Annotated in this window: 31 protein-coding genes; 30 read left to right on the top strand and 1 reads right to left on the bottom strand. The window is 42.8% G+C overall.

The features are described from left to right. The first annotated feature begins 21 nt into the window (after positions 1 to 21). The 25 genes from I2483_RS02080 to I2483_RS01960 all read left to right on the top strand — a co-directional run bounded on the left by I2483_RS02080 (position 22) and on the right by I2483_RS01960 (position 20,132). Positions 22 to 216, top strand: a complete 195-nt coding sequence (locus I2483_RS02080) for a DUF2768 domain-containing protein (RefSeq protein ID WP_255485644.1) — start codon at positions 22 to 24, stop codon at positions 214 to 216. Beyond that, complete coding sequence (locus I2483_RS02075) at positions 216 to 938, top strand: hypothetical protein (RefSeq protein ID WP_346267676.1); 723 nt, start codon at positions 216 to 218, stop codon at positions 936 to 938. The genes I2483_RS02080 and I2483_RS02075 overlap by 1 nt, the downstream gene beginning before the upstream one ends. 77 nt (positions 939 to 1,015) lie before the next feature. Further along, positions 1,016 to 2,494 carry a stage IV sporulation protein A gene (gene spoIVA / locus I2483_RS02070; protein ID WP_207173504.1) on the top strand — a complete coding sequence of 493 codons (1,479 nt, stop codon included), beginning with the start codon at positions 1,016 to 1,018 and terminating at the stop codon, positions 2,492 to 2,494. Between the two features lie 162 nt (positions 2,495 to 2,656). Then, positions 2,657 to 2,929: an HU family DNA-binding protein gene (locus I2483_RS02065; RefSeq protein ID WP_067210384.1), complete on the top strand. Its 273-nt coding sequence runs from the start codon at positions 2,657 to 2,659 to the stop codon at positions 2,927 to 2,929. Between the two features lie 185 nt (positions 2,930 to 3,114). Next, entirely contained in the window at positions 3,115 to 3,684 is a 570-nt protein-coding gene (folE, locus tag I2483_RS02060; protein WP_207173737.1) for a GTP cyclohydrolase I FolE, read from the top strand. A 68-nt stretch (positions 3,685 to 3,752) separates the two neighbouring features. Further along, positions 3,753 to 3,974: a trp RNA-binding attenuation protein MtrB gene (mtrB, locus tag I2483_RS02055; protein WP_067210381.1), complete on the top strand. Its 222-nt coding sequence runs from the start codon at positions 3,753 to 3,755 to the stop codon at positions 3,972 to 3,974. 50 nt (positions 3,975 to 4,024) lie between these two features. Beyond that, positions 4,025 to 4,759: a heptaprenyl diphosphate synthase component 1 gene (locus I2483_RS02050; protein WP_207173502.1), complete on the top strand. Its 735-nt coding sequence runs from the start codon at positions 4,025 to 4,027 to the stop codon at positions 4,757 to 4,759. 18 nt (positions 4,760 to 4,777) lie between these two features. Continuing rightward, complete coding sequence (locus I2483_RS02045; RefSeq protein WP_186671081.1) at positions 4,778 to 5,476, top strand: demethylmenaquinone methyltransferase; 699 nt, start codon at positions 4,778 to 4,780, stop codon at positions 5,474 to 5,476. Positions 5,477 to 5,500: 24 nt separating this feature from the next. After that, on the top strand, positions 5,501 to 6,481 hold the full coding sequence (locus I2483_RS02040; RefSeq protein ID WP_207173500.1) for a polyprenyl synthetase family protein: 981 nt from the start codon (positions 5,501 to 5,503) through the stop codon (positions 6,479 to 6,481). Between the two features lie 85 nt (positions 6,482 to 6,566). After that, positions 6,567 to 7,013, top strand: a complete 447-nt coding sequence (gene ndk / locus I2483_RS02035; RefSeq protein WP_186671083.1) for a nucleoside-diphosphate kinase — start codon at positions 6,567 to 6,569, stop codon at positions 7,011 to 7,013. A 103-nt stretch (positions 7,014 to 7,116) separates the two neighbouring features. Next, complete coding sequence (locus I2483_RS02030) at positions 7,117 to 7,887, top strand: CheR family methyltransferase (RefSeq protein WP_207173498.1); 771 nt, start codon at positions 7,117 to 7,119, stop codon at positions 7,885 to 7,887. A 114-nt stretch (positions 7,888 to 8,001) separates the two neighbouring features. Then, entirely contained in the window at positions 8,002 to 9,183 is a 1,182-nt protein-coding gene (aroC, locus tag I2483_RS02025; RefSeq protein ID WP_207173496.1) for a chorismate synthase, read from the top strand. A 1-nt stretch (position 9,184) separates the two neighbouring features. Next, a complete protein-coding gene (aroB, locus tag I2483_RS02020; protein WP_207173494.1) occupies positions 9,185 to 10,291 on the top strand; it encodes a 3-dehydroquinate synthase in 1,107 nt (368 codons plus the stop codon). Beyond that, a complete protein-coding gene (gene aroH, locus I2483_RS02015) occupies positions 10,291 to 10,653 on the top strand; it encodes a chorismate mutase (protein ID WP_207173736.1) in 363 nt (120 codons plus the stop codon). Before aroB ends, aroH begins: the two co-directional genes overlap by 1 nt. A gap of 28 nt (positions 10,654 to 10,681) precedes the next feature. After that, a complete protein-coding gene (hisC, locus tag I2483_RS02010) occupies positions 10,682 to 11,782 on the top strand; it encodes a histidinol-phosphate transaminase (RefSeq protein ID WP_207173492.1) in 1,101 nt (366 codons plus the stop codon). Beyond that, entirely contained in the window at positions 11,779 to 12,879 is a 1,101-nt protein-coding gene (locus I2483_RS02005) for a prephenate dehydrogenase (protein ID WP_207173490.1), read from the top strand. The genes hisC and I2483_RS02005 overlap by 4 nt, the downstream gene beginning before the upstream one ends. A gap of 17 nt (positions 12,880 to 12,896) precedes the next feature. Further along, complete coding sequence (aroA, locus tag I2483_RS02000) at positions 12,897 to 14,204, top strand: 3-phosphoshikimate 1-carboxyvinyltransferase (protein WP_207173488.1); 1,308 nt, start codon at positions 12,897 to 12,899, stop codon at positions 14,202 to 14,204. 38 nt (positions 14,205 to 14,242) lie between these two features. Beyond that, entirely contained in the window at positions 14,243 to 15,508 is a 1,266-nt protein-coding gene (locus tag I2483_RS01995; RefSeq protein ID WP_207173486.1) for a tetratricopeptide repeat protein, read from the top strand. 1 nt (position 15,509) lies between these two features. Continuing rightward, a complete protein-coding gene (locus I2483_RS01990) occupies positions 15,510 to 16,061 on the top strand; it encodes a ReoY family proteolytic degradation factor (RefSeq protein ID WP_207173484.1) in 552 nt (183 codons plus the stop codon). Between the two features lie 57 nt (positions 16,062 to 16,118). After that, positions 16,119 to 16,568 carry a YpiF family protein gene (locus I2483_RS01985; RefSeq protein WP_207173482.1) on the top strand — a complete coding sequence of 150 codons (450 nt, stop codon included), beginning with the start codon at positions 16,119 to 16,121 and terminating at the stop codon, positions 16,566 to 16,568. 147 nt (positions 16,569 to 16,715) lie between these two features. After that, a complete protein-coding gene (locus tag I2483_RS01980) occupies positions 16,716 to 17,219 on the top strand; it encodes a QcrA and Rieske domain-containing protein (protein WP_186671093.1) in 504 nt (167 codons plus the stop codon). A 23-nt stretch (positions 17,220 to 17,242) separates the two neighbouring features. Further along, on the top strand, positions 17,243 to 17,917 hold the full coding sequence (gene qcrB / locus I2483_RS01975) for a menaquinol-cytochrome c reductase cytochrome b subunit (protein ID WP_186671094.1): 675 nt from the start codon (positions 17,243 to 17,245) through the stop codon (positions 17,915 to 17,917). 41 nt (positions 17,918 to 17,958) lie between these two features. Continuing rightward, positions 17,959 to 18,723, top strand: coding sequence for a menaquinol-cytochrome c reductase cytochrome b/c subunit (locus tag I2483_RS01970; protein WP_207173480.1), 765 nt, complete (start codon positions 17,959 to 17,961; stop codon positions 18,721 to 18,723). A 69-nt stretch (positions 18,724 to 18,792) separates the two neighbouring features. Further along, the gene (gene lhaT / locus I2483_RS01965; RefSeq protein WP_207173478.1) at positions 18,793 to 19,392 is read left to right on the top strand and encodes a lipoprotein heptaprenylglyceryl N-acetyltransferase LhaT; all 600 of its coding nucleotides are present in this window, start codon (positions 18,793 to 18,795) and stop codon (positions 19,390 to 19,392) included. A 71-nt stretch (positions 19,393 to 19,463) separates the two neighbouring features. After that, positions 19,464 to 20,132 carry a zinc metallopeptidase gene (locus I2483_RS01960; protein WP_207173476.1) on the top strand — a complete coding sequence of 223 codons (669 nt, stop codon included), beginning with the start codon at positions 19,464 to 19,466 and terminating at the stop codon, positions 20,130 to 20,132. A 369-nt stretch (positions 20,133 to 20,501) separates the two neighbouring features. On the opposite strand, the gene I2483_RS01955 is transcribed toward I2483_RS01960, so the two are convergent. Further along, on the bottom strand, positions 20,502 to 21,374 hold the full coding sequence (locus tag I2483_RS01955; protein WP_207173475.1) for a YitT family protein: 873 nt from the start codon (positions 21,372 to 21,374) through the stop codon (positions 20,502 to 20,504). A 106-nt stretch (positions 21,375 to 21,480) separates the two neighbouring features. Between I2483_RS01955 and I2483_RS01950 the strand changes: the two genes are divergently transcribed. From I2483_RS01950 to I2483_RS01930, 5 genes are read left to right on the top strand one after another with little or no spacing between them, the layout of a single operon-like run. Then, a complete protein-coding gene (locus I2483_RS01950) occupies positions 21,481 to 21,819 on the top strand; it encodes a nucleotide pyrophosphohydrolase (RefSeq protein WP_207173473.1) in 339 nt (112 codons plus the stop codon). Next, complete coding sequence (gene dapB, locus I2483_RS01945) at positions 21,816 to 22,616, top strand: 4-hydroxy-tetrahydrodipicolinate reductase (protein WP_207173471.1); 801 nt, start codon at positions 21,816 to 21,818, stop codon at positions 22,614 to 22,616. The genes I2483_RS01950 and dapB overlap by 4 nt, the downstream gene beginning before the upstream one ends. Before the next feature lie 41 nt (positions 22,617 to 22,657). Next, positions 22,658 to 23,791 (top strand): N-acetyl-alpha-D-glucosaminyl L-malate synthase BshA, encoded by a 1,134-nt coding sequence (gene bshA / locus I2483_RS01940; RefSeq protein ID WP_207173469.1) that lies wholly within the window; start codon positions 22,658 to 22,660, stop codon positions 23,789 to 23,791. Further along, a complete protein-coding gene (locus tag I2483_RS01935; protein ID WP_207173467.1) occupies positions 23,788 to 24,978 on the top strand; it encodes a CCA tRNA nucleotidyltransferase in 1,191 nt (396 codons plus the stop codon). Before bshA ends, I2483_RS01935 begins: the two co-directional genes overlap by 4 nt. Continuing rightward, entirely contained in the window at positions 24,956 to 25,939 is a 984-nt protein-coding gene (locus I2483_RS01930; RefSeq protein ID WP_207173465.1) for a biotin--[acetyl-CoA-carboxylase] ligase, read from the top strand. Before I2483_RS01935 ends, I2483_RS01930 begins: the two co-directional genes overlap by 23 nt. The last annotated feature ends 21 nt before the right edge of the window (positions 25,940 to 25,960 follow it).

The following is a 25,960-nucleotide window of genomic DNA, read 5'->3' as shown; positions in this document are numbered from 1 at the left end:
GGAGGACTTCCTTTGTCCTCGATGGATAAAATGTGGCTGTCGTTCTATGCAATGGGATTCATGGTTATTTCCATGGGTCTTATTTATGCGAGCCGACATAAGCTTCGAAATAAAGTGTTGAAATTACTATTTGCTATAGTTGCCTATTCTTTACTAATCTTCTCATTTTTAGCGATGATCTATCTCGTATTCAATGGGCCGAAAGGGGGAGCGTGATGACTATGTCAGTAAAGAAAATCGGACTACTCCTCATATCTTCCTTGGTTTTTGTTCTATCCGGATGTATGTACCCGTCCGAGAAAACAACTGAACAGGAAATTCCGTATGCTGATCAGCTGGAATCAATGCAAAAAGCGGTTAATGCTTATCAGCAAAATTCGGGAGGATTATTGCCCATCAAAACACGTGACCTTGAAACAGATATTTACATCAAATATCCAATTGATTTCTCTAAAGTTGTCCCAGCTTACACGGAAAAAATACCTTCGAATGCATATGAAACGGGTGGAATCTATCAATATGTGTTGATAGACGTTGAAACAAATCCAACGGTAAAGCTTGTAGACTTACGCACCGCGGAACATATTCGTGATTTGAACCTAAGGAAAAACGTCAATGGTAGAGCTCCATTCAAGCACTCCGTGGGTGATCATGTCTACGCAGTTGATTTCGAAGCAATGGGCTTTAAAGAGCCGCTGACGGTCCCTAGTCCCTACTCAGATGCAGTCTTACCGATTGTTATCGGCGGGGATGGCATTTTTTACATTGATTATTCGATTGACTTAAACCGGATGTTGCAAGAAAAGACCCAGACCGTTAAACCAGGTGAGGATATTCGTTTCCTGTTAACGGATAACTATCCCATTTTACCGGCCTATTCATTACCTTATACGGTGAATAAAGACAACGAACCAATATTCATGAATAAATCAAAATGAAAAACGTTTCATGCCACGTGCATGAAACGTTTTTATTTTACATAAACTAATATGCGCATCTAAAGGAGGACGATAGAATGAAAGAGGAATTATATGAAAATTTGGCTAGACGCACAGACGGTGATATTTATATCGGTGTTGTCGGTCCTGTCCGTGTAGGGAAATCTACGTTTGTGAAAAGAGTTATGGAAGAAGTCGTAATTCCAAATATGACGGAAGCATCGGATCGAATTCGTGCGCAGGATGAGCTTCCTCAAAGTTCACCAGGGTCAGTTATCATGACGTCAGAACCGAAATTTGTGCCGGCACAAGGAACTTCGGTATCTGTAGGGGATGGTGAGTTGAAGTTTCAAATCAGGCTTGCTGATTGCGTTGGCTATGTGATAGACGGTGTAAAAGGCTACGAAGATGAGAATGGTCCGAAACTGGTTCACACACCATGGCACAATGAGCCGATACCGTTTGAAGAAGCGGCGCGAATTGGTACGGATAAGGTGATTCGTGATCACTCTACGATTGGTATTCTTGTTACAACGGATGGAACGGTAAACAATATTCCGCGAGCAGCAGCCCAAGTTGCTGAAGAGGAAATTGTTGCTAAGTTGAAAGATATTGGCAAGCCCTTTGTGATTGTTCTGAATTCTAAAATGCCTGCCAATGATAGAACAGTCGCATTAAAACAAGAGCTGCATGAAAAATACGGGGTTCCTGTCATTGCGATAAGTGCTGATCAGTTAAACGCACAGGAAATTCAACTTATTTTAAAAGAAGCATTATACGAATTTCCGATTTCGGATATTGAGATTCAAAAACCGGATTGGATGGAAGTGCTCGGAAGTGAACATGAACTGAATGCCAACATCGACAGAGTGATTAATGAAGGATTTTTGGGCGTATCAAAAATCCGCAAAATACAGGAGTTAGCAGAAAGTTTAAAAGACGAAAAATATGTTAAGCATGCAGAAGTCATTGAGGTAGATGCTGGTAAAGGGAAAGCAATCGTGAAAATCTCTATGGATGAACAGGCTTTCCGTGAAATTTGTGAAGGAATTATGGGACAGGAAATCGGCTCGAAAAAAGATTGGTTGTTGTTTGTTCAGGAAGCGGCCAAAGCGAAAAAGTCCTATGACATGTACTCGGAAGCAATCGATACGGCTAGGAAACAGGGCTACGGTGTTGCTCTTCCGACGATTGAGGATTTCAATCCTTCCGCACCGGAACTTATCAAACAGAACAACTTTTTCGGCGTTCGCATGAAAGCAACAGCACCGTCGCTTCACATTATTCGGGTTGATATGGAAGCCGAATTTTCTCCATTAATTGGCTCCGAATTTCATAGCCATCATCTATTAAAAGAATTGAAGAATGCCTATTTACATGATAGAGAGGCTTTATGGGAAACGCAGCTTTTCGGAACGCCGCTTCATGAAGTCATGAAAGAAAGCATCCGTTTCAAAACAGCCTCCGTTCCGATGAAAGCAAGGAAACGTCTGCGGGAGACGATTGAACAGATGGTAAACGACGGAAATAAAGGCATGATTACATTTATCGTATAAAGGAAAAAGATCCGTCAAAAGCGGATCTTTTTCTGTTTTTTTAGCTAAAAGTGCATGATATTAGCGATTACGCGATAATATTGTTGCGTCAGGGATTTTCTTGTGATACTCTTTTTACAGTATTAGAAGCTAGCTAATGCCCTTTGAGAGGAGGTGAATGGTGTGAATAAAACAGAATTGATTACCTCTGTAGCTGAAGCAGCAGAACTGACTAAGAAAGATGCTACAAAAGCTGTCGAAGCTGTATTCGATACGATCCAATCTACTCTTGCAAGTGGTGAGAAAGTACAATTGATTGGTTTCGGTAACTTTGAAGTTCGTGAGCGTGCAGCTCGCAAAGGACGTAACCCACAATCTGGGGAAGAAATCGATATCGCTGCAAGCAAGGTACCAGCTTTCAAAGCAGGTAAAGCGCTTAAAGACGCGGTAAAATAATCCTTAATTTTACATAGAAGTCCGTCCGTCGTATCTAATTCATTAGATACTTGGGGCGGACTTCTTTCCATTAGCGATGCCAGTTACTGCCACTGCAAGTAGAGTGAATGAACTGTACGGAAATGGGCGAGTATGCTACTATTTTTGTTGGAATAGCTTTATTTCCGATTGGGAGGTTTCGAATGATGAATGTTGTCGATTATGAGAAAATAGAAAAGGCAGTTTCAATGATCCTTGAAGCAGTTGGTGAAGATCCCGAGCGTGAAGGGCTGATAGATACTCCGAAACGTGTCGCAAAGATGTATGCCGAGGTATTTGAAGGTTTAAATAAAGATCCTAAGGATTATTTTAAAACAGTGTTCCATGAAAATCACGATGAAGTTGTACTTGTGAAAGACATACCGTTCTACTCGATGTGTGAACATCATCTTGTGCCGTTTTTTGGGAATGCACATATTGCATACATACCGCGCGACGGAGTTGTTGCTGGTCTAAGTAAATTGGCGAGAGCTGTCGAAACGACTGCCAGAAGACCACAACTTCAAGAACGTATCACATCCACAGTTGCGGAAGCGATGATGGAAATGCTAAATCCAATTGGTGTATACGTAGTAATTGAAGCGGAACATCTGTGTATGACAATGCGAGGCATCAAGAAACCAGGTGCGAAGACAGTCACTACGGTTGCGCGTGGTATTTACGAACAGGACGATGTGAAACGGGCTGAGATCCTATCACTTATTAAGATGTCTTGAAGCCTTTGCGAGTAACGCCTTTTCTATGATATGATAAGACCATACAAGAATAGACAGGAGAGGTGAAAATGACACAAACCGACTATATCGTTATAAAAGCGAAAGAAGACGGCGTGAACGTAATCGGTCTGACACGAGGGAACGATACGAAGTTTCATCATACGGAGAAATTAGACCGTGGTGAAGTGATGATCGCACAATTTACGGATCATACGTCAGCAATGAAAATACGTGGCAAAGCTGACGTTCATACTGCATACGGTGTCTTGTCAAGCGAAGGGAAAGACTAATTCGCATTTGACACACTTTTCCGTAGACGTCTTTGAATGGAGATTCGACGATGGAAACCCAAAAAATTAAACTGCATATCGAAAATTATATAAGTGAAGTAGAGAATGCAATTCGTGAACCGATTGTAGATCGGGATGTTGGTCGAATAACAATCGATGCTGTAAAAGCGTTTATTCTTCTGTTGCCAATGTTGAACGGGGAAAGATGGAACAATCGTTTAAATACTGCGTCAATAGCGGTTGGTGCTGTTCATGCTGCTTTTGACGCGCATGATTCGATTAATGTGTATGATGCTACATCAAAGCAACAGCAACTTACTGTTTTGTCTGGGGATTATTTCAGCGGAATCCATTATAGGCTACTCGCATCCCTGCCTGAATTTGGTTTCATCCGTTCTTTGTCTGAAACAATCGGACAAATCAACGAGACGAAGACAATTTTTCACGACCAATTACCGGATGGTCCAGAAAAGTTGATTGAAACAGTTAGAATAATCGAAGCAGGATGCATAACTGACTTTTTATATACATTCGGATTTGCACAATATGTTCCGCTTGCCAGTGCAGCATTGTCCCTTCTTTGGTTTGACGAGGGGAATGCTGATTGCAATTCTGTTTCGGATAAGCGCTCGCCCCACACAATGAATACTGCTGATACGGATCATGCGATTGTTCAGCTTCATGCTGAAATGCAGAAAGCGCTTGATTCAGCTGATTATCTTCAGCCTTTTTTGCAGCGGAAAATCCGTAACCTGGTGACACCGTTAATTGGTAAACTGAATTGAAGAAAAGAGGTATAACTCTTGTCAATATCAAAAGAACAAAAAGTTCACACCGTTTTTGAAAAAATATCCGTTGATTACGATAAGATGAATTCCGTAATCAGTTTCAACCAACACAAGAAATGGCGTGATGACATCATGTCACGCATGAACGTCCGTGAAGGCGCTCGTGCGCTGGACGTCTGTTGCGGCACAGCAGATTGGACAATTGCCATTGCGGAGGCTACAGGCGCTACTGGGCATGTGACAGGACTCGACTTCAGCGAAGGTATGCTAGAAGCCGGGAGACCAAAAGTTGCAGCATATCCAACTATTACGCTAGTACAAGGGAATGCGATGGAATTACCGTTCCCTGACAATACGTTCGATTTTGTTACAATTGGTTTCGGGTTGCGTAACGTACCGGATTATTTAGCGGTTTTGAAAGAAATGAACCGCGTCTTAAAGCCGGGTGGAATGATTGCCTGTCTAGAAACTTCTCAATCCGAACTTCCGGGCTACAGACAGTTGTTCCGATTTTATTTCAAATTCATTATGCCCATTCTTGGGAAAATATTTGCGAAGAGTTACAAAGAATATTCCTGGCTTCAAGAATCGGCAGATGATTTTCCAGGTATGAAACAACTTGCTCAGCTATTTACGGAAGCAGGCTTCACTGGAGTGTCCTTTAAGTCATACAGTGGTGGCGCCGCGGCTGGCCATGTGGGATATAAACAATAAAGACAGCAGGGGAAGGTAATCGTTTTGGAGAAATTGAAGTTATTGTCGCTTTATGGTGATTTCCGAAAGGATCTCGTTTATATAGAAAAGGAACTTGAACGATCCCTCAATTCATCTTCCCCCATCATTCGGCAAGCATCACTTCACCTGCTTCGTGCGGGTGGAAAAAGAATTCGACCTATTTTTGTAATCCTGTCTTCCAAGTTTGGCAACTATTCGTTGGAGGATGTGGCTAAGGTTGCTGTCTCACTTGAGCTTGTCCACATGGCATCTCTTGTTCATGACGATGTTATTGATGATTCAGATATGCGTCGTGGCCTTGAAACGGTAAGGGCGCGCTGGGATAACCGAATTGCGATGTATACAGGGGACTTCATCTTTTCACGTGCACTTACATCGATAGGTGAGATTGAAATACCTGCTGTTCATCAGCTGCTTGCAGAGACTATGCTCGAAATTTGTAAAGGTGAAGTCATCCAAATTGATCATCAGCGAAAAACTGATCAGACGATTCGGGATTATTTGCGCCGCATCAAACGAAAGACGGCACTTCTCCTGTCATCCAGTTGTGAGCTCGGCGCTCTTGTTTCAGGAGCGGATCCCGCAAATGTAAGGAAATTGCGCCGCTTCGGTTATTTTGCGGGAATGGCTTTTCAAATTGTTGATGACATTCTTGACATTACATCGACGGATGAAGAACTTGGAAAACCGGCAGGCAGTGATCTGTTGAATGGTCATCTGACATTACCCATCCTATACATAAAAGACGATGTGAATTTCCAACCTTATATGAAGCGGTCGTTTGACGGGACTTTAACGGAATCAGACCGTGAAGAAATGTTGACCTATATTCGCAGTACAGAGGCTATTCAGATGGCACAAGCTGTAAGCGATTTGTATTTGCAAAAAGCAAGGGATGAAATAAGTGCGCTGCCTGATGGTGATGCAAATGCTAAAAAGGCATTCATGCAAATTTCTGCTTTTATTGGCAGACGGAAGTATTAACGCATTAACAGTTGAAAAATCAGGCATCGGGTGGTACGATCGAAAAGGAGAAATCCTGATACATATATAAAAAGGAGTGTTAAATATGGAAAGAACATTTTTAATGGTTAAACCAGACGGCGTTCAACGTAATCTAATCGGTGAAATCGTGGGTCGTTTTGAAAGCAAAGGTTTCCAACTTGTAGGCGCTAAGCTTATGACAATTTCACAAGAACTTGCTGAGCAACACTACGGCGAACATAAAGAGCGTCCATTCTTCGGCGAGCTTGTTGATTTCATCACATCAGGTCCTGTGTTCGCGATGGTTTGGGAAGGCGAAAACGTCATCTCAGTTGGTCGTTTAATGACAGGCGCAACGAACCCGAAAGAATCTGCACCTGGAACAATCCGCGGTGACTTCGCAGTTACTGTTGGCAAAAACATCATTCACGGTTCAGATGCTCCAGAATCAGCTGTTCGTGAAATCGGTCTTTTCTTCAATGAAGAAGAACTTGTAACTTATGACAAATCAATGAACAACTGGATCAATTAATTACCTTAAACAGCCGTGCGAATTTCGCACGGCTGTTTTTGTTCTTTCGAAATGGGCTCCAATCCGTTATAATAGTAAGAATATATGAACGGGGGAACTAAGATTGCCTGATTATGCTGTATTTATTGGAAAAATCAAAAAAAAGACGGGTATCGATCTGTCACTTTATAAAGAAGCACAGATGAAAAGAAGACTCACTTCCCTATATGAAAAAAGAGGATACCGTAATTTTATAGATTATTATGAAGCTATACATAATGACAAAGCGCTACTTGAGGAATTCCTTGATCGAATGACCATCAACGTATCTGAATTCTACCGCAATGCCCAGCGATGGGACGTACTGGAAAAGAAGATTTTTCCGAAGCTTCTTGCCCAAAATAAAAAACTGAAGATTTGGAGTGCTGCCTGTTCCACGGGTGAAGAGCCATACTCGATCGCACTCGTTTTATTATCTCATGTGCCACTGCGCGATATATCAATTTTGGCGACAGATCTCGATTTAGGCGTCATTGAACGGGCGAAAGTCGGTTTATATCCTGAAAGAGCTTTGAAGGAAGTGCCTCCCACAATCGTGAAACAGCACTTTGTCAATGAAGGCCATTTTTATCAGGTAAAAGATGACATCAAACGGACCGTGACATTTAAGCAGCAAAACTTGTTGGAAGACAGATACGATACGGGATTCGATTTAATTGTCTGCCGCAATGTAATGATTTATTTTACAGAAGAAGCAAAAGATCAGATTTACACGAATTTTTCCAAGTCGTTGAAACAGGGCGGAATTCTTTTTGTAGGAAGTACAGAACAGATTTTCAATCCTTCAAAATACGGATTAGAATCAGAAGACACGTTCTTTTATAGGAAAATTTAAAATATCCGGATAACATTCCGGATATTTTTAATATAAACATATAGTCAAAAGCATATTACTTTGGTAGAGTGCTATAAAACGAATGGTAATCCATTCGTCGGAGGAGGAAATGGAATGAGGTATTTCACAGCTGGTGAATCACACGGTCCCCAATTAACAGCAATTATTGAGGGGCTGCCTGCCCAAATGGAATTGACTACTGAAATGATAAATGGGGAACTTTCGAGACGTCAAGGTGGACATGGGCGCGGAAGACGTATGCAAATAGAAAAAGATCAGGTTGTCATTTCGTCAGGTGTCCGCCATGGTAAAACACTTGGTTCACCAGTTACGTTGACGGTTGTTAACGATGATTGGAAACATTGGACATCGATTATGGGAGTAGAGCCTCTTGCAGACGATGTGTTGCCAGAAGATGTGAAACGACAAATAACGCGTCCAAGACCAGGCCATGCAGATCTTGTAGGCGGTATGAAATATGGTCATCGGGATCTGCGCAACGTCTTAGAACGGTCGTCAGCCCGTGAGACAACGATGCGAGTGGCAATTGGTGCGGTCGCAAAACAGTTCCTTCGCGAACTCGGTATCGAAACTGTCGCACATGTAACAGAAATTGGAGGATTCACAACAAATCCAGATACATATGCAGGAAAAGGGACGGAAGAGCTCCGCAACATCATCGAGAACGACCCTGTCTACTGTGCAGACCCTGAGGCTTCGATACTGATGGTGCAAGCAATTGATGACGCGAAAGGTCGTGGAGACACGGTTGGGGGCGTCGTAGAAGTGATCATTGAAGGATGTCCACCTGGAATCGGGAGCTATGTTCAATTTGATCGGAAGATGGACGGTAAACTTGCAGGAGCGATGATGAGCATCAATGCGTTTAAAGGCGTTGAGATTGGACTCGGATTTGAGATGGCGAAAATGCCAGGCAGTAAAGTGCATGACGAAATCGCTTGGAGTGAAGAACAAGGCTATTTCCGTAAATCAAACCGCTTGGGTGGCCTTGAAGGTGGAATGACGACGGGGATGCCGATTGTTGTCAGGGGCGTTATGAAACCTATCCCTACCTTGTACAAACCGCTTGAAAGTGTCGATATTAATACGAAAGAACCGTTTGTTGCAACTATCGAACGCTCGGACCCTTGTGCGGTACCCGCAGCTTCTGTTGTAGCAGAACACGTCATTGCAACTGAAATGGCAAAGGCCATCATGGAAGAATTCCGCTCAGACTCGATGGACGTCCTCAAAAAGGATATTGAAGAATATAGACGGTATATAAAGGGGTTTTAATATGGGGAAACTTACGGTTGCTGTCCGGGATCATCACTATAACGTTCATATAGGTCAAGATACGTACAAACTATTTGCCACAGAATATGCTGAACTCCTCGGTACTGTCGACCGAATTGCAATTATTGCGGATGAACGGGTTTCAGCTATCTATTTGCCACTGCTGCAAAAGGCATTGGAGTCCGTAAACTGTGAAATTAGTGTAAAAACAGTCCCTGCCGGGGAAAGCTGTAAAACATCCACTGTGTATGTCGATTGCCTATCTTTTTTGTTGAATGAAAAATTCACAAGGGATTCCCTCCTTATTGCCTTTGGCGGAGGCGCATGCGGTGATCTTACTGGTTTCGTCGCTGCGACATTTATGAGGGGTATTAGGTACTTGCAATGCCCTACAACAATCTTGGCGCATGACAGTGCAGTGGGGGGCAAAACGGCAATCAATATGCCGGAAGGGAAAAATATGGTAGGCTCCTTTCATCAGCCTATCGGAGTTATATTCAACACAGGGCTTTTGGAATCACTTCCACCTCGAGAAATCAGATCGGGCATGGCGGAATTGTTGAAACACGCGCTTATTTCAGATGTAGAATGGACGCATGAGTTATTGTCTACCCCTTCTTTTTCTAAGCCAAGCATTGAATGGTTATCACACGAGCTGTTACGGGGAATCGAAGTGAAAGCGAAAATTGTCTCACAAGATGAATTTGAGCATTCAACTCGAAAGTATCTAAACTTCGGTCATACATTCGGCCATGCTGTAGAAGGTGTATGTGGATTCGGTGGTTTAAGCCACGGAGAGTCGGTTATGATCGGCATGGCATATAGTCTTATTTTAAGCGAAAGCCATGGCACGATGGATGAGGTATTTACTAATCACTTCATCCAATTTGCACATACCCATGGTTATACATTCCAACCGGTTCATGAAAATGGATTTGATGTATTTATGAATTATATGGAAAAAGATAAAAAAGTCTCTTTCGGTAAGTTGAACTTTGTTTTGCTTGACGGTATCGGAAAACCCTATGTAAAAGAACTGTCGAAAGCACAATGTGAACAAGCATTTGATCAATTGAGACAAAGAACGAAAGGGGATGGGACGAAATGATGGTAAGAGGACTAAGGGGAGCAACGACAGTCGAGAATGACGAAGAACAAGCCGTTCTTGAAGCGACGCAAGCATTGGTCGAAGAAATGGCGAAAGAGAATAGTGTTTTACCTGGGGATATCATTTCGGTACTTATCTCTACGACGACAGACATCAAATCGACCTTTCCTGCAAAAGCAGTTCGATCGATTGATGGATGGATGTACGTTCCGGTTATGTGTACGCATGAGATGGACGTGTCGGGGGCAATGCCGTTATGCATCAGAGCACTTATGCATGTGAATACTGATATTCCGCAACGTTATGTTAAACATATTTATCAAAAAAACGCAGTTAAGTTACGACCGGATTTACAAAAATAACCCATATCTATTGACCGGAGGGAATTTTATGAACTGGAAAAAAGCGCTTGATAGTATACAACCATATAAACCAGGCAGATCGATTGAGGAAGCAAAAGGAATATACGGTCTGGATGAAGTTGTAAAACTTGCTTCAAATGAAAATCCGTATGGCTGTGCACCATCCGTTAAAGATTTTTTGACATCATCAGCAATCCAGCATGAAATGTATCCGGACGGCTATGCGGGGGGATTACGGAAGAAACTTGCGTTGAAACACCAAGTTAACGAAACTTCATTGTTATTCGGAAACGGCTCAGACGAGATCATTATGATCATTTCAAGGGCGCTCCTTGGTAAAGGTGTGAATACGGTTATGGCGACACCTACATTCCCGCAATATGCCCATAATGCGAGAATTGAAGGGGCCGAAATTCGAGAAGTAGCATTGAAGAAGGGTCATCATGATTTGGAAGGATTCTTGGGTGCTATCAATGGCGAGACGGCCGTTGTTTGGCTGTGCAATCCGAATAATCCGACCGGTAATTTGATTCCTAGCGACGCTTTAAAAGGTTTTCTTGAACAAGTTTCAGAAAATATCCTTGTCGTTCTTGATGAAGCGTATTTCGAATACATTACTGATTCTGAGCATATTGACTCGATTTCATTGCTGGAAGAATTCCCGAATATCATTATTTTGCGGACGTTTTCAAAAGCATATGGATTGGCAGCATTCAGAGTGGGCTATGCAGTTGGTCACCCGAAAATTATTTCTAATCTGAATAAAGTGCGGAGTCCATTCAACAATAACTCGCTTGGTTTAGCAGTTGCGGAAAAAGCGCTCAAGGACGAAGCATTCGTCGAACAATGCCGTAACCTGAATCAGGAACAAAGGCAAAGGTTTAAACAGTATGCTTCTGACAACAAACTGCATGTTTTTGATTCTGAAACGAATTTTGTTTTAATTGCAGTGCCAGGTGATGCAGATGACGCTTCAGAAAAGTTATTGAGGCAAGGATTCATCGTTAGAAGTGGCAATGCACTTGGTACCCCGGGTTATATAAGAGTGACGATTGGGTCGGGAGCTCAGACCAGCAACTTCTTTAAGGCATTTGATACGTTGTTGCAATCCGAGGGTTCACCCGTATGAAACCGAATATCGCGATAATTGGACTTGGCCTGATCGGTGGTTCGCTCGGGCTTGCCTTGAAACGTAACCCTAGTCTGCAAGTTACAGGGTACGACCGATCCTTCAGTACGTTGGAACAAGCATTCCGCAGGGGAATCATCGATACAATTGCCACGTCCATTGAGAATGCATGTGAACATGCGGATGTCATCATCTTTGCCACGCCGGTCAATACAACGGTTGCAATGATGCATCAAGCGGTCAACTGGAAATTAAGAGCCGACGTCATTATGACAGATACGGGCAGTACAAAAGGTCCAATCATGGATGCTGCAAGACAATTGCTCGAACGTGGAATTACGTTTATCGGTGGCCATCCAATGGCAGGCTCTCATAAAAGTGGGGTAACTGCGGCTAAAGAGCATCTATTTGAAAATGCGTATTATATATTAACACCAGATTCACAAACAGACAGCGCAAAGGTCGAGCAGCTTCGCATTCTACTCGGTCCGACGAAATGCAAAATTGTCGTGCTCGATTCTGAAGAACATGATCGGATGACGGCAATCGTTAGCCATTTTCCGCATCTCGTTGCTTCTTCGCTCGTTGGAAGGCTGTCAGCACAGCAAGAAGAGCAGCCGTTTGTTAAAAAACTTGCGGCAGGCGGATTTCGTGACTTGACCCGAATTGCATCTGCAGATCCTATCATGTGGCGTGATATTACGACGCAAAACAGGGAAGAGTTGTTAAAGCAGCTTGACGGGTGGCTTGAAGAGATGGAAAATGTTCGAAATATGCTAAAATCGAATGATCCCGATGAAATATATGATTATTTTGCGGAAGCGAAACAGTTTCGAGACGACTTACCGATTACATCTCAGGGTGCATTCTATATGACATTCGATTTGCATATTGATATCCCGGATCACCCTGGTATCATTTCGGAAATCACAAAAATACTCGCGGATGAACGAATCAGTTTAACAAATATCCGAATCGTTGAGACGCGGACAGATGTCTTTGGAATTCTTGTTATCAGCTTTCAAACGACTGATGACCGGGAACGGGCAAAATTCGCTCTTTCCAAAACAATGAATTTTAGCATGTACATAGTTTGAATGGGGGGCTTTTCTTGGTGGAGACGAAACTAGTGGAGTTCAATAAACCAGAATTGAAGGGTAATGTGGTAGTTCCAGGCGACAAATCGATATCGCACCGGGCTGTGATGCTTGGTTCCATCGCTGAAGGTAAAACGCAAATTACCGGATTTTTAGACGGAGAAGATTGCCTGCGAACAATTGATATCTTTCGACAACTTGGCGTATCAATTGAAAGAGACGGCACTAATGTCACAGTAGATAGCCCTGGAATGCAGGGGTGGCAAACACCGTCTGAAGATCTTTATGCAGGTAATTCAGGGACAACAGCTCGTCTAATGCTTGGAATACTTGCAGGCTCAACTATCAAGTCCGTTTTGACGGGAGATGAATCACTGTCAAAGCGTCCAATGAATAGAGTTACACTGCCCTTGTCGTCCATGGGGGCTTCTGTGGTAGGAGAACCAGATGGCAATCTACTGCCGCTCACCATTACTGGTGGACCGCTCTCTGCAATTGAATACGACATGCCTGTTGCCAGTGCTCAAGTTAAATCGGCTATTCTATTTGCTGGTTTGAATGCGGAAGGGACAACTGTTATTAGTGAGGAGACAGTTTCGCGCGACCATACTGAACGTATGATGCAGCAATTTGGAGCAGAGGTTCAGGTGGACGGAACTAAAGTTAGTGTCAAGGGCGGGAATGTGCTCCGGGGCAAAGATGTGTTAGTGCCAGGTGATATTTCATCAGCGGCGTTTTTCATGGCTGCAGCTGCAATGATTAAGGGGAGTTCTGTTACGTTTACGAATGTTGGGCTTAATCCGACAAGGACAGGGATATTGGATGTGCTTATGAATATGGGTGCTTGTGTTGAAATCGTTGAAGAAGTTAACGGAGCCGGCGAACCGTATGGTACTGTAAAAGTATCCTACGAAGGATTGCGTGGTACCGAAATCAGCGGGGACTTAATACCGAGGCTCATCGATGAGCTGCCTGTTATCGCTTTGCTTGCAACACAGGCCGAAGGAACGACGGTTATTAAAGACGCCGGAGAACTACGGGTCAAAGAGACAGATAGAATTGCTGCGGTAACATCAGAGTTGAAAAAGTTGGGTGCAAATATCGAAGCGACGGACGATGGGATGATCATTCATGGACCTACGGAACTCTCGGGTGGGACACTTGTTTCGTACGGCGATCATAGATTGGGTATGATGGCTGCAATTGCAGCACTTGTCGCGTCAGCTCCAATCCAAATCGAAGATCCGTCATGCATAGCTATTTCATATCCAGGATTTTTCACAGACCTGGAAAAGCTCGCTGTTTCGATAAATGCAAAAGGATAACAGCTTGATGTATACATTTTGAAAGTTCAGGTGAAAATATGGGACAGTTAGAAGAAATTGAACGAACTATTTTAGAAGGTGATGTAGAAGTACTCACCGGTGTTATTGATCAGTTAACGGGGTCGACCGATTTCGATTTGCTCTATGAAGCGGCAGATTTATTTGCGAGTTATGGATTTATGGGGGAGGCTGATCGCCTTTTTGAAACGTTGCGCCTTCATTTGCCGGATGAAGCCCAGTTGAAAATTGATCGCGCCGGTACATTACTTGAGCTCGGGGAAGAGGACGAAGCGCTTCTTCTTCTCACGGATGTGGGGCCGGACGACGAGGAATATGTTCAAGCCCTTTTAGCGTTAGCAGATTATTATCAGATGTCCGGAATGGCGGAAGCAGCTCTTTCGAAGATTAAGGAAGCTCATGAACTTGTACCCGATGAGCCCGTCATTCGGTTTGCGTATGCGGAATTGCTCCTTGATTCTGGGAAGTACGGAGAGGCTACACGAATGTATCTTGATTTGAATGATGAAACGGAAGAAATCGGCGGAATTCGTATTGTATCAAGGCTAGCGGAAACATATAGCGCCGGTGCTGCTTACGAAGAAGCAATACCTTACTACGAAGAAATGTTACAGGATAACGCCTTGCCAGATACACTTTTCGGGGCGGCATTTGCCTACTTCCAAAGTGGTAATGCAGAAAAAGCGGTTATTTTGCTAGACGATTTAATTGAAATGGATCCAGACTATTTTTCTGCTTATATGCTGGCAGGACAGTCTTTGTCAGTGTTAGGTGATGACCAAAGAGCTTACGATATGTTCAAAGACGGAATACGCAGGGACGAATTTGATAAGGAACTGCAATTGACAGCTGGGAAATCAGCATTGAAGTTAGGGATTCCAGAAAAAGCGGAAGAACATTTGAAAGAAGCATTGGCACTTGATCCCGAATACATTGAAGCACTTATTACGCTTGCGTCGCTGTACAATGAGAGAGAACAGAGCCCTGAATTGCTCGATCTACTTACGTACTCAAAAGAAAATCAAGTCGACATTCCTTTATTAGATGCGTTTATGGCCTATGCGTACGAACGTGAAGAACAATATGACGATGCATACACATCCTATGGTAACGCATATATTGGGATGAAGGATGACCACGATTTTCTTGGAAACTTTGCCAAATTCCTGCTTGAAGAAGGAAAACGTGATGAAGCCCTCAAAATAGTCAAGGAATTGGTTGCGCTTGTTCCAGATGATGAGAATTGGAGAGCTTTTCTAGAAGCACAAAATGACGTGGAGGTGTGACATGACGGCCATGATTCCTGTCGCTGCTAAAAAGGACTTTGTGCGATGGTTCTTAAAGCGCTACAAATTGAAGCGCCGTGAATGTGTTTGGATTTTAAATTACCTTCTTAGCCATGAACAACTACTTCAAAACGTTCACTTTACGGATGAAGCACATTACTGTCCAAGGGCGATGGTAATGTCAACAACAGGTTCGGAGAGCATTCCGTTTCGCTTTTATAAAGGGAACTTAATGACCGCAGATGCCGAGAAATCGTTTCATGATTTAAGACTTCATCCAGATGATAAGATGTATATACAACTTAATTTTTCGAACAGCCACACTTGCCCGGAATATGCGAGTGTTCGGGAGGAAAACCCTTTTCTTCCGGATTATTTACAGGTGAGTGAAGGCGATCGGGAAATTGCAGAACAATTGCTGGAAGAAAGTGCTGCTTTAATGACCGTTGATATGCTTATGAAAAGGGTTGATGAGGCCCTCGATACAAACGATAAGGAGCGGTTCATTGCACTATCTGCGCTGTTAAATGACATGAAGGTATCGAAGAACTAATGACTCCGCCTAATCTGGTGGAGTTCTTTACTGATTTTTCAAGGAGGTAATTGTGTAATGAACTGGACTGCACAAGATATGGATACATATTTGCAACAGAAAGAATATATAGATACACTTATTGTGCCTCTGCTTAAAGTGGATACAGTGACGGAAGGAATGAAAAACAGCGCGTCATCTTCGGAGTTTCTGATGCATCTAACAACATTCATCGAAACGCAATTCAAAGGGCGTATGATGCTAATGCCACCATTTGCTTATACGCAGTCAATGAATCTGACAGAAATGGCAGCAACACTGTCTCGGGACCTTGCGGTTGCACCATTTAAACACGTATTTTTCTTGACGACTGATGTTGCGTGGACAAGCCTCAAAGTAGATGGTGAAGTAATCTGGTTGCCATCAATTCCGCTTGAAAGTATGGATCCACAATTAAGAAAAACAATCATTGAAGATCAGCTTCGACAGGTTTTACCACGCTTCACGAAAAAATGGTCGGGGCAGTAAAATTCGATATTTGTTCACAAACTTACATCCATACAGAAAGCAGGATTGAATTTCCTTTAGTATTGATATATCATAGATATGTCCTAGTATTACAATTAGCAAAAGAATGTCCGTTGGACTGACCTTTAAGTAAGAGGAGGGAAAATAATGAGCAAGAAAGTGTCAAGACGCCAATTCATGAGTTATACACTTATGGGTGTTGGTGGATTCATGGCTTCAGGTATGTTGATGCCGATGGTCCGTTTTGCAATCGACCCTGTCTTGCAGAAGAAAGATGAAGGAGACTTCATCCCGACTCCGCAAAAATTCGACGAACTAACGGAAATGCCGGTTCGTGTCGATTTCACTATCAAAGATCGTAAGGATGCCTGGTATAAATCTGACGTGTCAAACACTGCTTGGGTTTATAGAGAAGGCGATACGGTCATCGCGCTTTCTCCTGTTTGTAAACACCTTGGTTGTACGGTGAACTGGGGCGGCGATGAATCGCATCCAGACCAATTTTTCTGTCCATGCCACGCAGGACGTTATATGAAAAATGGTGACAACGTAAAAGGAACGCCACCGCTCGGACCACTTGACGAATTTGACGTTAAGGTCGAAGGCGGATTCGTGTATCTTGGAAAAACAAAACCGAACACATTAGTTTAAAAATGTAAGGGGGTACGACCGAAGTGCTAAATAAAATTTATGATTGGGTTGACGAACGGTTGGATATCACCCCGATTTGGCGCGATATCGCAGACCACGAAGTACCTGAGCACGTAAACCCTGCACATCACTTTTCTGCATTCATTTATTGTTTCGGAGGACTGACATTCTTTATCACTGTCATCCAGATTCTATCTGGTATGTTCCTTACAATGTATTACACACCGGACATTGAAAATGCATGGAAATCCGTTTATTACCTTCAAAATGAAGTAGCATTCGGTGAAATTGTGCGTGGGATGCACCACTGGGGAGCATCACTTGTTATCGTTATGATGTTCCTACATACGCTGCGTGTATTCTTTACAGGCTCTTATAAGAAACCACGTGAACTTAACTGGGTTGTCGGGGTAATGATCTTCGGCGTCATGCTCGGCCTTGGTTTCACAGGTTATCTATTGCCATGGGATATGAAAGCATTGTTTGCTACGAAAGTAGGAATTGAAATTGCAGCTTCAGTCCCGTTCATCGGTGAATCAATTAAAGTACTCCTTGCGGGGGACTCAACGATTCTAGGTGCACAAACATTAACACGATTCTTCGCGATTCATGTATTCTTCTTACCAGCTGCTTTGCTTGGGTTGCTTGCAGCACACTTTATCATGATCAGAAGACAAGGTATTTCAGGACCGCTATAAGAATTACTAGCGTCCAACGATTTTAAAAAGGAGGGGACATTATGCAACGCGGAAAAGGGATGAAATTTGTCGGAGATTCGCGCATTAAGGCTAATAACAAGATGCCGAACGTCCCGAAAGATTACTCAGAATATCCGGGTAAAACGGAAGCCTTCTGGCCTAACTTCCTCTTGAAAGAATGGCTGATTGGTGCCGTTTTCCTTATTGGATATTTAATATTAACAGTTGCTCATCCGTCCCCGCTTGAACGTCAGGCGGACCCGACGGATACGATGTATATGCCGGTTCCAGACTGGTATTTCCTATCAATGTATCAATTGTTAAAGTATCAGTTCGCTTCAGGGCCGTTTAATATTATTGGTGCTATTATCATGCCGGGTCTTGCATTCGGTGCACTCATGCTTGTGCCATTTATGGATACTACGAAGGAGCGCCGCGCAATTAAACGTCCGCTTCCGACTGCATTCATGCTACTTTCATTCGCAGCTTTATTCTACCTAACATGGGAATCATATGTGAACCATGACTGGGCTAAACAGAAAATACAAGGCGCGATTGTTGAAGAAGTTGAATTCGATACTGAATCTGAAGGTTATCAAATCTACGCTGGGGCGAGCTGTATTGGTTGTCACGGCGATGCATTCCAGGGTGGACTAGGTAAGCCATTAGTTAACACTGGTTTGACAGCTGAACAAATCGTAACAATTGCTCACGATGGACAAGGTGACATGCCTCCCGGAACATGGGAAGGTTCAGATGAAGATTTACAAATACTTGCCGAGTTTATTGAAGGCTTGAAAAACTAGTAACAAAAAAAGAGTCAGGAAACTGACTCTTTTTTTGTATACATATTACGTTACTTTGGAGAGGTGCCCATGGGTTTATTTATACAGAAGATTTGGCTCGTCCTATCACATAAATCATTTCTTTGGATTCTGTTATTTATTAACTTAAGCGGCACGGTGTTTGGCTATGATTGGTATATGTGGCAACTTAAAATAACGGAGCCAAAGTATTGGATTTTTGTGCCGGACAGTCCGACGGCTAGCCTGTTTTTCACGCTTGCCATCATTGGCTGGCTAATCGGTAGGAACTTTAAGTTAATCGAAGCGCTAGCGCTTATAACGCTTGTTAAATACGGTCTATGGGCTGTCGTTATGAATCTCCTAACGCTTGTCGAGACAGGTTCAATCGGCTGGATGGGCTGGATGCTTATCGGCTCACATTTTGCGATGGCACTTCAGGCAGTATTGTACAGCCCGTTGTATAGGTTTTCACTCATCCATATTGTAATTGCGGCAGTTTGGACACTCCATAATGATGTCATCGATTACGTTTACGGACAGATGCCAATTTATCAGGATTTGATGAAACATATGGATCATATCGGTTACTTTACATTTTGGTTATCCATCGCCTGCATTTTACTTGCTTATTGGGTAGGGAAGAAGAGATCGCAAACTGTTATATGGTAATAGTAAATAGTTGCGGATGAAGTGAGACCGTTATAGAATAAGTCATATAGAGAAAAGAGAGGAAGTTGACTATGTTCTGGATTTACTTAGGAGCAATTATACTATTGCCACTTTACGCTCAATTCAAAGTGAAAAGCACATACAAAAAGTATTCTAAAGTGCGTTCTACATCTGGAATGACAGGCGCGGAGGTCGCGCGTCTTATCCTTGATCAAAATGGATTACAAAATGTGCAAGTGGTTGAAAGCCAAGGGTTTCTGACTGATCACTATAATCCACTAACGAAAATTATTGCATTATCTACACATAATTTCCGTGAGGCATCCGTCGCAGGAACAGCAATTGCAGCACACGAAGTCGGTCATGCTATACAGGATAAGGAAGCCTATTCATTTCTGCGTTTCCGTCACCGTTTAGCACCAGTCGCGAGTATTACTTCCAATGCATCCTGGGTTTTCATTATGATTGGTATCATTTTCTCAAGCATGAATTCCTTGCTTGGAATCGGTATCGCGCTGCTAGCAGTCGGAGTTCTGTTTCAAGTAGTTACATTGCCGGTTGAATTTAACGCATCTACCCGTGCGATGAATCAGATTGTTACACTAGGTATTATTCGCAATGAAGAAGAAAAAAGCGCGAAAAAAGTATTGAGCGCAGCGGCGATGACATACGTCGCAGCAACTGCTGTTGCAGTACTTGAGCTGGTTCGTCTTATCCTGATTTTTAGAGGCAGAGATTAAGCAGAATATAAAAAATCCGTCCTCAGAATTTGAGTGACGGTTTTTTTAGTTAGTAAGTACATGTTGGACTATTGTGTTCCTATACGCCTCTGAAAAGTGCTTTATTGTGGCTCATGCTACCCGGTTTGTGGTGTCAGTAACAGGCTCAGTGTATTTTGCTTGTCTAGAGAGTGTTTGGAGTGGATTATGATAATCGGTGTGTAAAGTTTAAGCCTATAAAGTTGAATAAGTGAACTAAGCGAAGACGCCTTACAAGGGGTAGCCGAAGCAGTAAGACTGGCGGCATCCCCTAGCGCCTAGGGGGTTCAAAGGGTTCTATATTTTGAGAGTAAGTAATCAACAGTGCCGGCATTGTTGATTTATTTTCAATCACCGTTCAAGCGGCCGTTTTTGTTCATCTAGCGTAAAGCCTTCACCCATAACGTCGTGGACATCGGTGAGTGAAACGAAGGCGTGCGGATCGACTGATGTGATGATGTTTTTCAAACGGACAATTTCATTTCTTCCGACGACACAATAGAGAATTTCGCGATCAGATTTAGTGAAATGACCGTATCCTCTGAAGACAGTGACGCCGCGGTCCATTTCTTGTGTAATTTTCTTAGCAATTGCGTCTTGCGCTTCAGAGATAATGAAAGCACCCCTGGCTGCGTATGCACCTTCTTGAACGAAGTCGATGACACGAGCACCGACAAATAGCGCAACAAGCGTGTACATCATCGAGCGGTGGTCAAGATAGACAGCCCATGAAACGAGAATGACAAGCGCGTCGAATAGAAACATTGTCTTTCCCATACTCCAACCGATGTATTTATGGGCCAGACGTGCGATAATATCTACACCACCAGTTGTTCCGCCGTATCTAAAAATGATACCGAGCCCGATGCCGATAAACACACCCGCAAACAAAGCAACAAGGAACATATCGTCTTTCAGATGGATGTCAATCTGATTAATCATAAAGATTTTTAGGAAGACAGATACTGCCACTGTTCCAATGACTGTATAGACGAATACTTTTTTACCTAATAACTTCCAACCGATAATAAACATTGGAATGTTTAAAATAAGGTTCATAATTGCTGGATCCCATTTGAAAGCGAACAGTAGAATCAACGTAATTCCTGTAAAACCACCTTCGGCAAGTTCGTTTTGTATATTAAAATGGACGAGACCGAAACTGAAAATTGCAGAACCAAGAATGATGAAAAAAATATTTTTGAATTTGATCCCGTCGAGCATGTAGCGCACACCTTTCTTTTTCAAGCAATAGAACTATTATCAGCTATAATATTTATTTTGACAATAGTGTTATTAATTTATACGATGGTAAAGGGAGTTGACACATATGGAGCAATCGCAGACGATGGAAAAGCTACAACACGAAGTAGATTTGTACATAAATAGTTTTAAAGAAGGTTACTTCCCTCCAATGGAACTAATCGCCAGGTTGACTGAAGAGCTTGGAGAATTGTCAAGAGAAGTACAGCATGTATACGGCATGAAAAAGAAAAAATCGAGTGAAGCGATAAAATCTCTAGAAGAAGAAACGGGAGATTTGCTGTTTGTTCTTATTTGTTTCGCCAATTCACAGGGGATTAGTTTGGAAAAAGCACTATCAACTGTTCTTGGTAAATTCAAGGAACGGGATGCTGATCGCTGGACAAAAAAGGAGGAAACGATATGACGATAAATGTTGCAATTGCAGGAGCACGCGGCCGATTGGGGAGTGCGGCGTTAACTGCAATTTTGAAAGCTCCAAATATGGAACTGGTTGCTGTTCTCGATTATAAGTATGAAGGGCAGTATTTACATGGAACTGAAGTGAATGACGATCCGAGTGGGATCCCGATTTATACATCCTTAGAAAAGTTGGCAGCTGCCAACAAGCCAGATGTGCTTCTTGATGTTACCGATCCAGATGCCGTTTTCAAAAATGTACATGATGCTATTACACTTGGAATCCGACCTGTCGTAGGGACATCGGGGCTTTCTAAGGACAATATTGCCCTATTGACGGAATTGGCAGCTAAAAATCAGATTGGTGGAATCATTGCGCCAAACTTCTCAATCGGAGCGGTATTGATGATGAAATTTTCTGCCATTGCAGCGCGTTACTTAGGTGATATAGAAATACTTGAAATGCATCATGACAACAAAGTCGATGCTCCATCAGGAACAGCAGTAAAAACAGCTGAAATGATTAGCGAGGTTAGGGACTCACATATTCAAGGGCATCCAGATGAAAAAGAACATCAAGTTGGAGCACGTGGTGCAGATTTCGAAGGTATGAAAATACATAGCATCCGATTACCAGGTCTGCTTGCACATCAGCAAGTGCTGCTTGGCGGCGAAGGTGAATTATTAAGTATTCGCCATGATTCTTTCGATCGGAAATCATTTGCCCCAGGGATTCTTATGGCGATCCACAATGTTATGGAACGTCTAGATTTGGTTTACGGGCTTGAAAATATTATCGACTAATAGTGAAGAAATAATACTGTAAGTCGAAAGGGGCATTCTTATTGGAAAAGTTGAAAGTCGGTGTAATCTGCTATCCCTCTCTAGGGGGGTCGGGGGTTGTAGCAACCGAGCTTGGAAAAATGATGGCAGATAAGGGCCATGAAATGCATTACATCACATCGAGTAAGCCGTTCAGGTTTCTTGATGCACACCCAAACATACAATTCCATGAAGTAAAAATCGATGGTTACTCGGTGTTTAAATACCCACCCTATGATATTGCGCTCGCCAACCGGATTGCGGAAGTAATCGAAACAGAGAAACTCGACCTACTTCATGTCCATTATGCTGTACCGCACGCGGTGTCTGCTGCACTTGGTAAAGATATGGCGAATTCCACGATTGGCGTTATCACGACATTGCATGGAACGGACGTTACGATTCTCGGGCATGATCCAGGACTGCGCAACACAGTGCGTTATGGAATCGATAAATCTGCGATTACGACAGCTGTGTCCGAATCACTTCGATTAGAGACGTTGGAATTGATTGAACCGAAAAAAGACATTGTAACTCTTTATAATTTCATCGATGAAAAAAAATACCGTCCGGTCGATCCTGGAACACTGAAAAGTGATTTTGGAATTGATCCGAATGAAAAAGTGATTGTTCATATTTCAAATTTTAGGAAAATAAAACGAATTCCCGATATTATTGAAAGTTTCAGGTGCGTATTGAAAGAAGTCGATGCAAAACTACTTCTTGTCGGGGATGGGCCTGAAAAAATGGAGATGGAAGAACTTGTTATTGAATTAGGCTTAGAACAGCATGTTATTTTTACGGGGAAACGGGATGACTTACCAGAACTGCTAGCCATCAGCGATGTCATGTTTCATTTGTCGGAAAAAGAGGCGTTCGGCCTTGTTCTGCTTGAAGCGCTCGCTTGCGGATTACCTTCAGTTGCGACAGATGTCGGTGGAATTCCGGAAGTAATTGAAGATGGTTACAACGGTTTTCTTGTTCAAGTTGGTGACACAAATGCAGCAACGGAAAAAGCGTTGCTATTACTGAAAGATGATGGCTTACATGCTACATTCAGAGAAAATGGCCTGGCAACAGCGGCAGACAAGTTCCATTCATCAACAATCGTTAATCAGTATGAAAAACTTTATTACGAAGTGGCGGGCAATAAATGACATCATCATTCGGAACTGTGCAAAGCCGCGAAGTCATCCGTACACTTGAAAATGCTGGATATGAAGCTGTATTTGTCGGAGGGGCGGTACGGGATTACCTATTAGGTAAAACGGCGACGGATATTGACATTGCCACTTCTGCGGAACCTAAAGAAGTAAAAGCAGTATTTTCGACAACTGTGGATATTGGTACAGCACATGGCACGGTCCTTGTGCTGATGAATGGTGAACCGATTGAAGTGACTACTTACCGGACGGAGGGCACGTATACAGATCACCGCCGACCGGATGAAGTGCGTTTCGTCAAATCTCTACAGGAAGATTTGCGGCGGCGTGATTTCACGATAAATGCGCTTGCGATGACAAAAGATGGTGAGCTAATCGATTTGTTCGGTGGTAAGGCAGATATGGCTGATCGAATCATTAGAGCTGTAGGGAACGCAGCAGATCGGTTTAACGAAGACGCGCTCAGAATGTTCAGAGCTATCCGTTTTACGGCTGTCCTAGGCTTTGATATAGAGGAACAGACATTTAAGGCGATTTGTGATAATGCTGAGCAAATTCGTTTCATATCCGTAGAACGACTAAAAGCTGAAATGGATAAATTGTTTGCAGGAGATAATCCTGCGAAAGCTTTTCACGGCATCCAAAATACAGGATTAAATTTACATCTGCCTCTTTTCCCAATAGATAACGAAAAACTCAATCGGACTGTGCCATTCGAATCGGCAGTTGAAGGTTGGGCTTGTTTTATGATTGCAGGCAACTTTTCACCGTCGGATGTTGCAAGGGCGTATAAATTGTCAAACGTCGAAAGAACATTTCTATCATCCGTAAAAGAAGCATACGCGAATCGAATAAATCGTCAATTTACGCTTGATGACTATTACCACTACGATTTGGCTACTTTGATTACAACAGAAAAGTTGTTCCAAACAATTCACAGTAATGGCGAAGCGATTTCGTTCACGGAAATTAAACAGATGAAACAGTCACTACCGATTCAGTCCGTAGCAGATCTTTCAGCGGATGGTAAAAAAATGATGGAGTGGACGGGTCAAAAGGGCGGAAGATGGATCGGTGAATGGATAGGGGAAATTGAAAAAGCCGTATTGCACGGGACATGTAAAAATGATCCAAACGACATAAAGGAATGGTTTCTATATGAATTCAATCGTGAAAAATGAATTGTTGAAAAGACTGTTCGAAGCAGATGGTGAACCAGTCTCCGGACAAGAAATTGCTGATAAATTTGGGTTATCAAGGACTGCCATTTGGAAATATGTAAAAGAGCTCGAAAAGAATGGCTACGTGATTGGGACGATTCGGAAAAAAGGGTATTATTTAATCGAATCACCGGACCGGGTTAACGAAGCGAATGTACAAAAATATTTAACGACCAAAAACTATGGGCGACACATTCATTATTTTGAGACGTGTAAATCGACGCAGTTCATCGCACATGATGAAGAACAGAACGGCGCGGCAGATGGAACTGTTGTTATTGCGGAAGAACAAACTGCTGGAAGAGGCCGTATGGCGCGTCCATGGAGCTCTACGGCGGGTAAAGGGATTTGGATGAGCGTTATCACAAGGCCGACACTAACACCGCAACAAGCCCCACAGATGACGTTAGTTGCAGCGGTCGCCGTAACACGCGCCATTCAGGAGATGACAGGAATCGATCCAGATATTAAATGGCCAAATGATATCCTAGTTAAAGGCAAAAAAGTGACAGGGATTTTAACTGAGCTTCAAGCAGACCCTGATCAAGTAAAGGCGGTCATTCTAGGAATTGGCATGAACGTTAACCAGGACGAATCGGATTTTCCGGAGGAACTGCATGGCATAGCTACATCACTTAAAATGTTAACGGGGGAGCCCGTTGATCGTGCGCAATTGATTGCAAAAACGCTTGGATTTCTCGAAATATATACTTATCTCTATGTAAAACATGGCTTTGGGCCAATCAAAATGCTATGGGAAAGTTATTCCAATACGACTGGGAAGCGGATTCGTGCGGTTATGCTCAATGAAACGATTGTGGGGACAGCGCTCGGTATCTCTGAAGAGGGTGTACTTGAACTTAAGCTTGATGATGGGACCATCCGGGGGATTTATTCGGCAGACATCGAACTTTCAAATTGATCCCTATACATGTAACTTTCA

The sequence above is a fragment of the Sporosarcina sp. E16_3 genome (assembly GCF_017347125.1).
In the GTDB taxonomy this organism is placed as follows: Bacteria; Bacillota; Bacilli; order Bacillales_A; family Planococcaceae; genus Sporosarcina.
The sequence above is the reverse complement of the archived record's forward strand: the minus strand, read 5'-3'. Positions and strand labels throughout refer to the sequence as shown.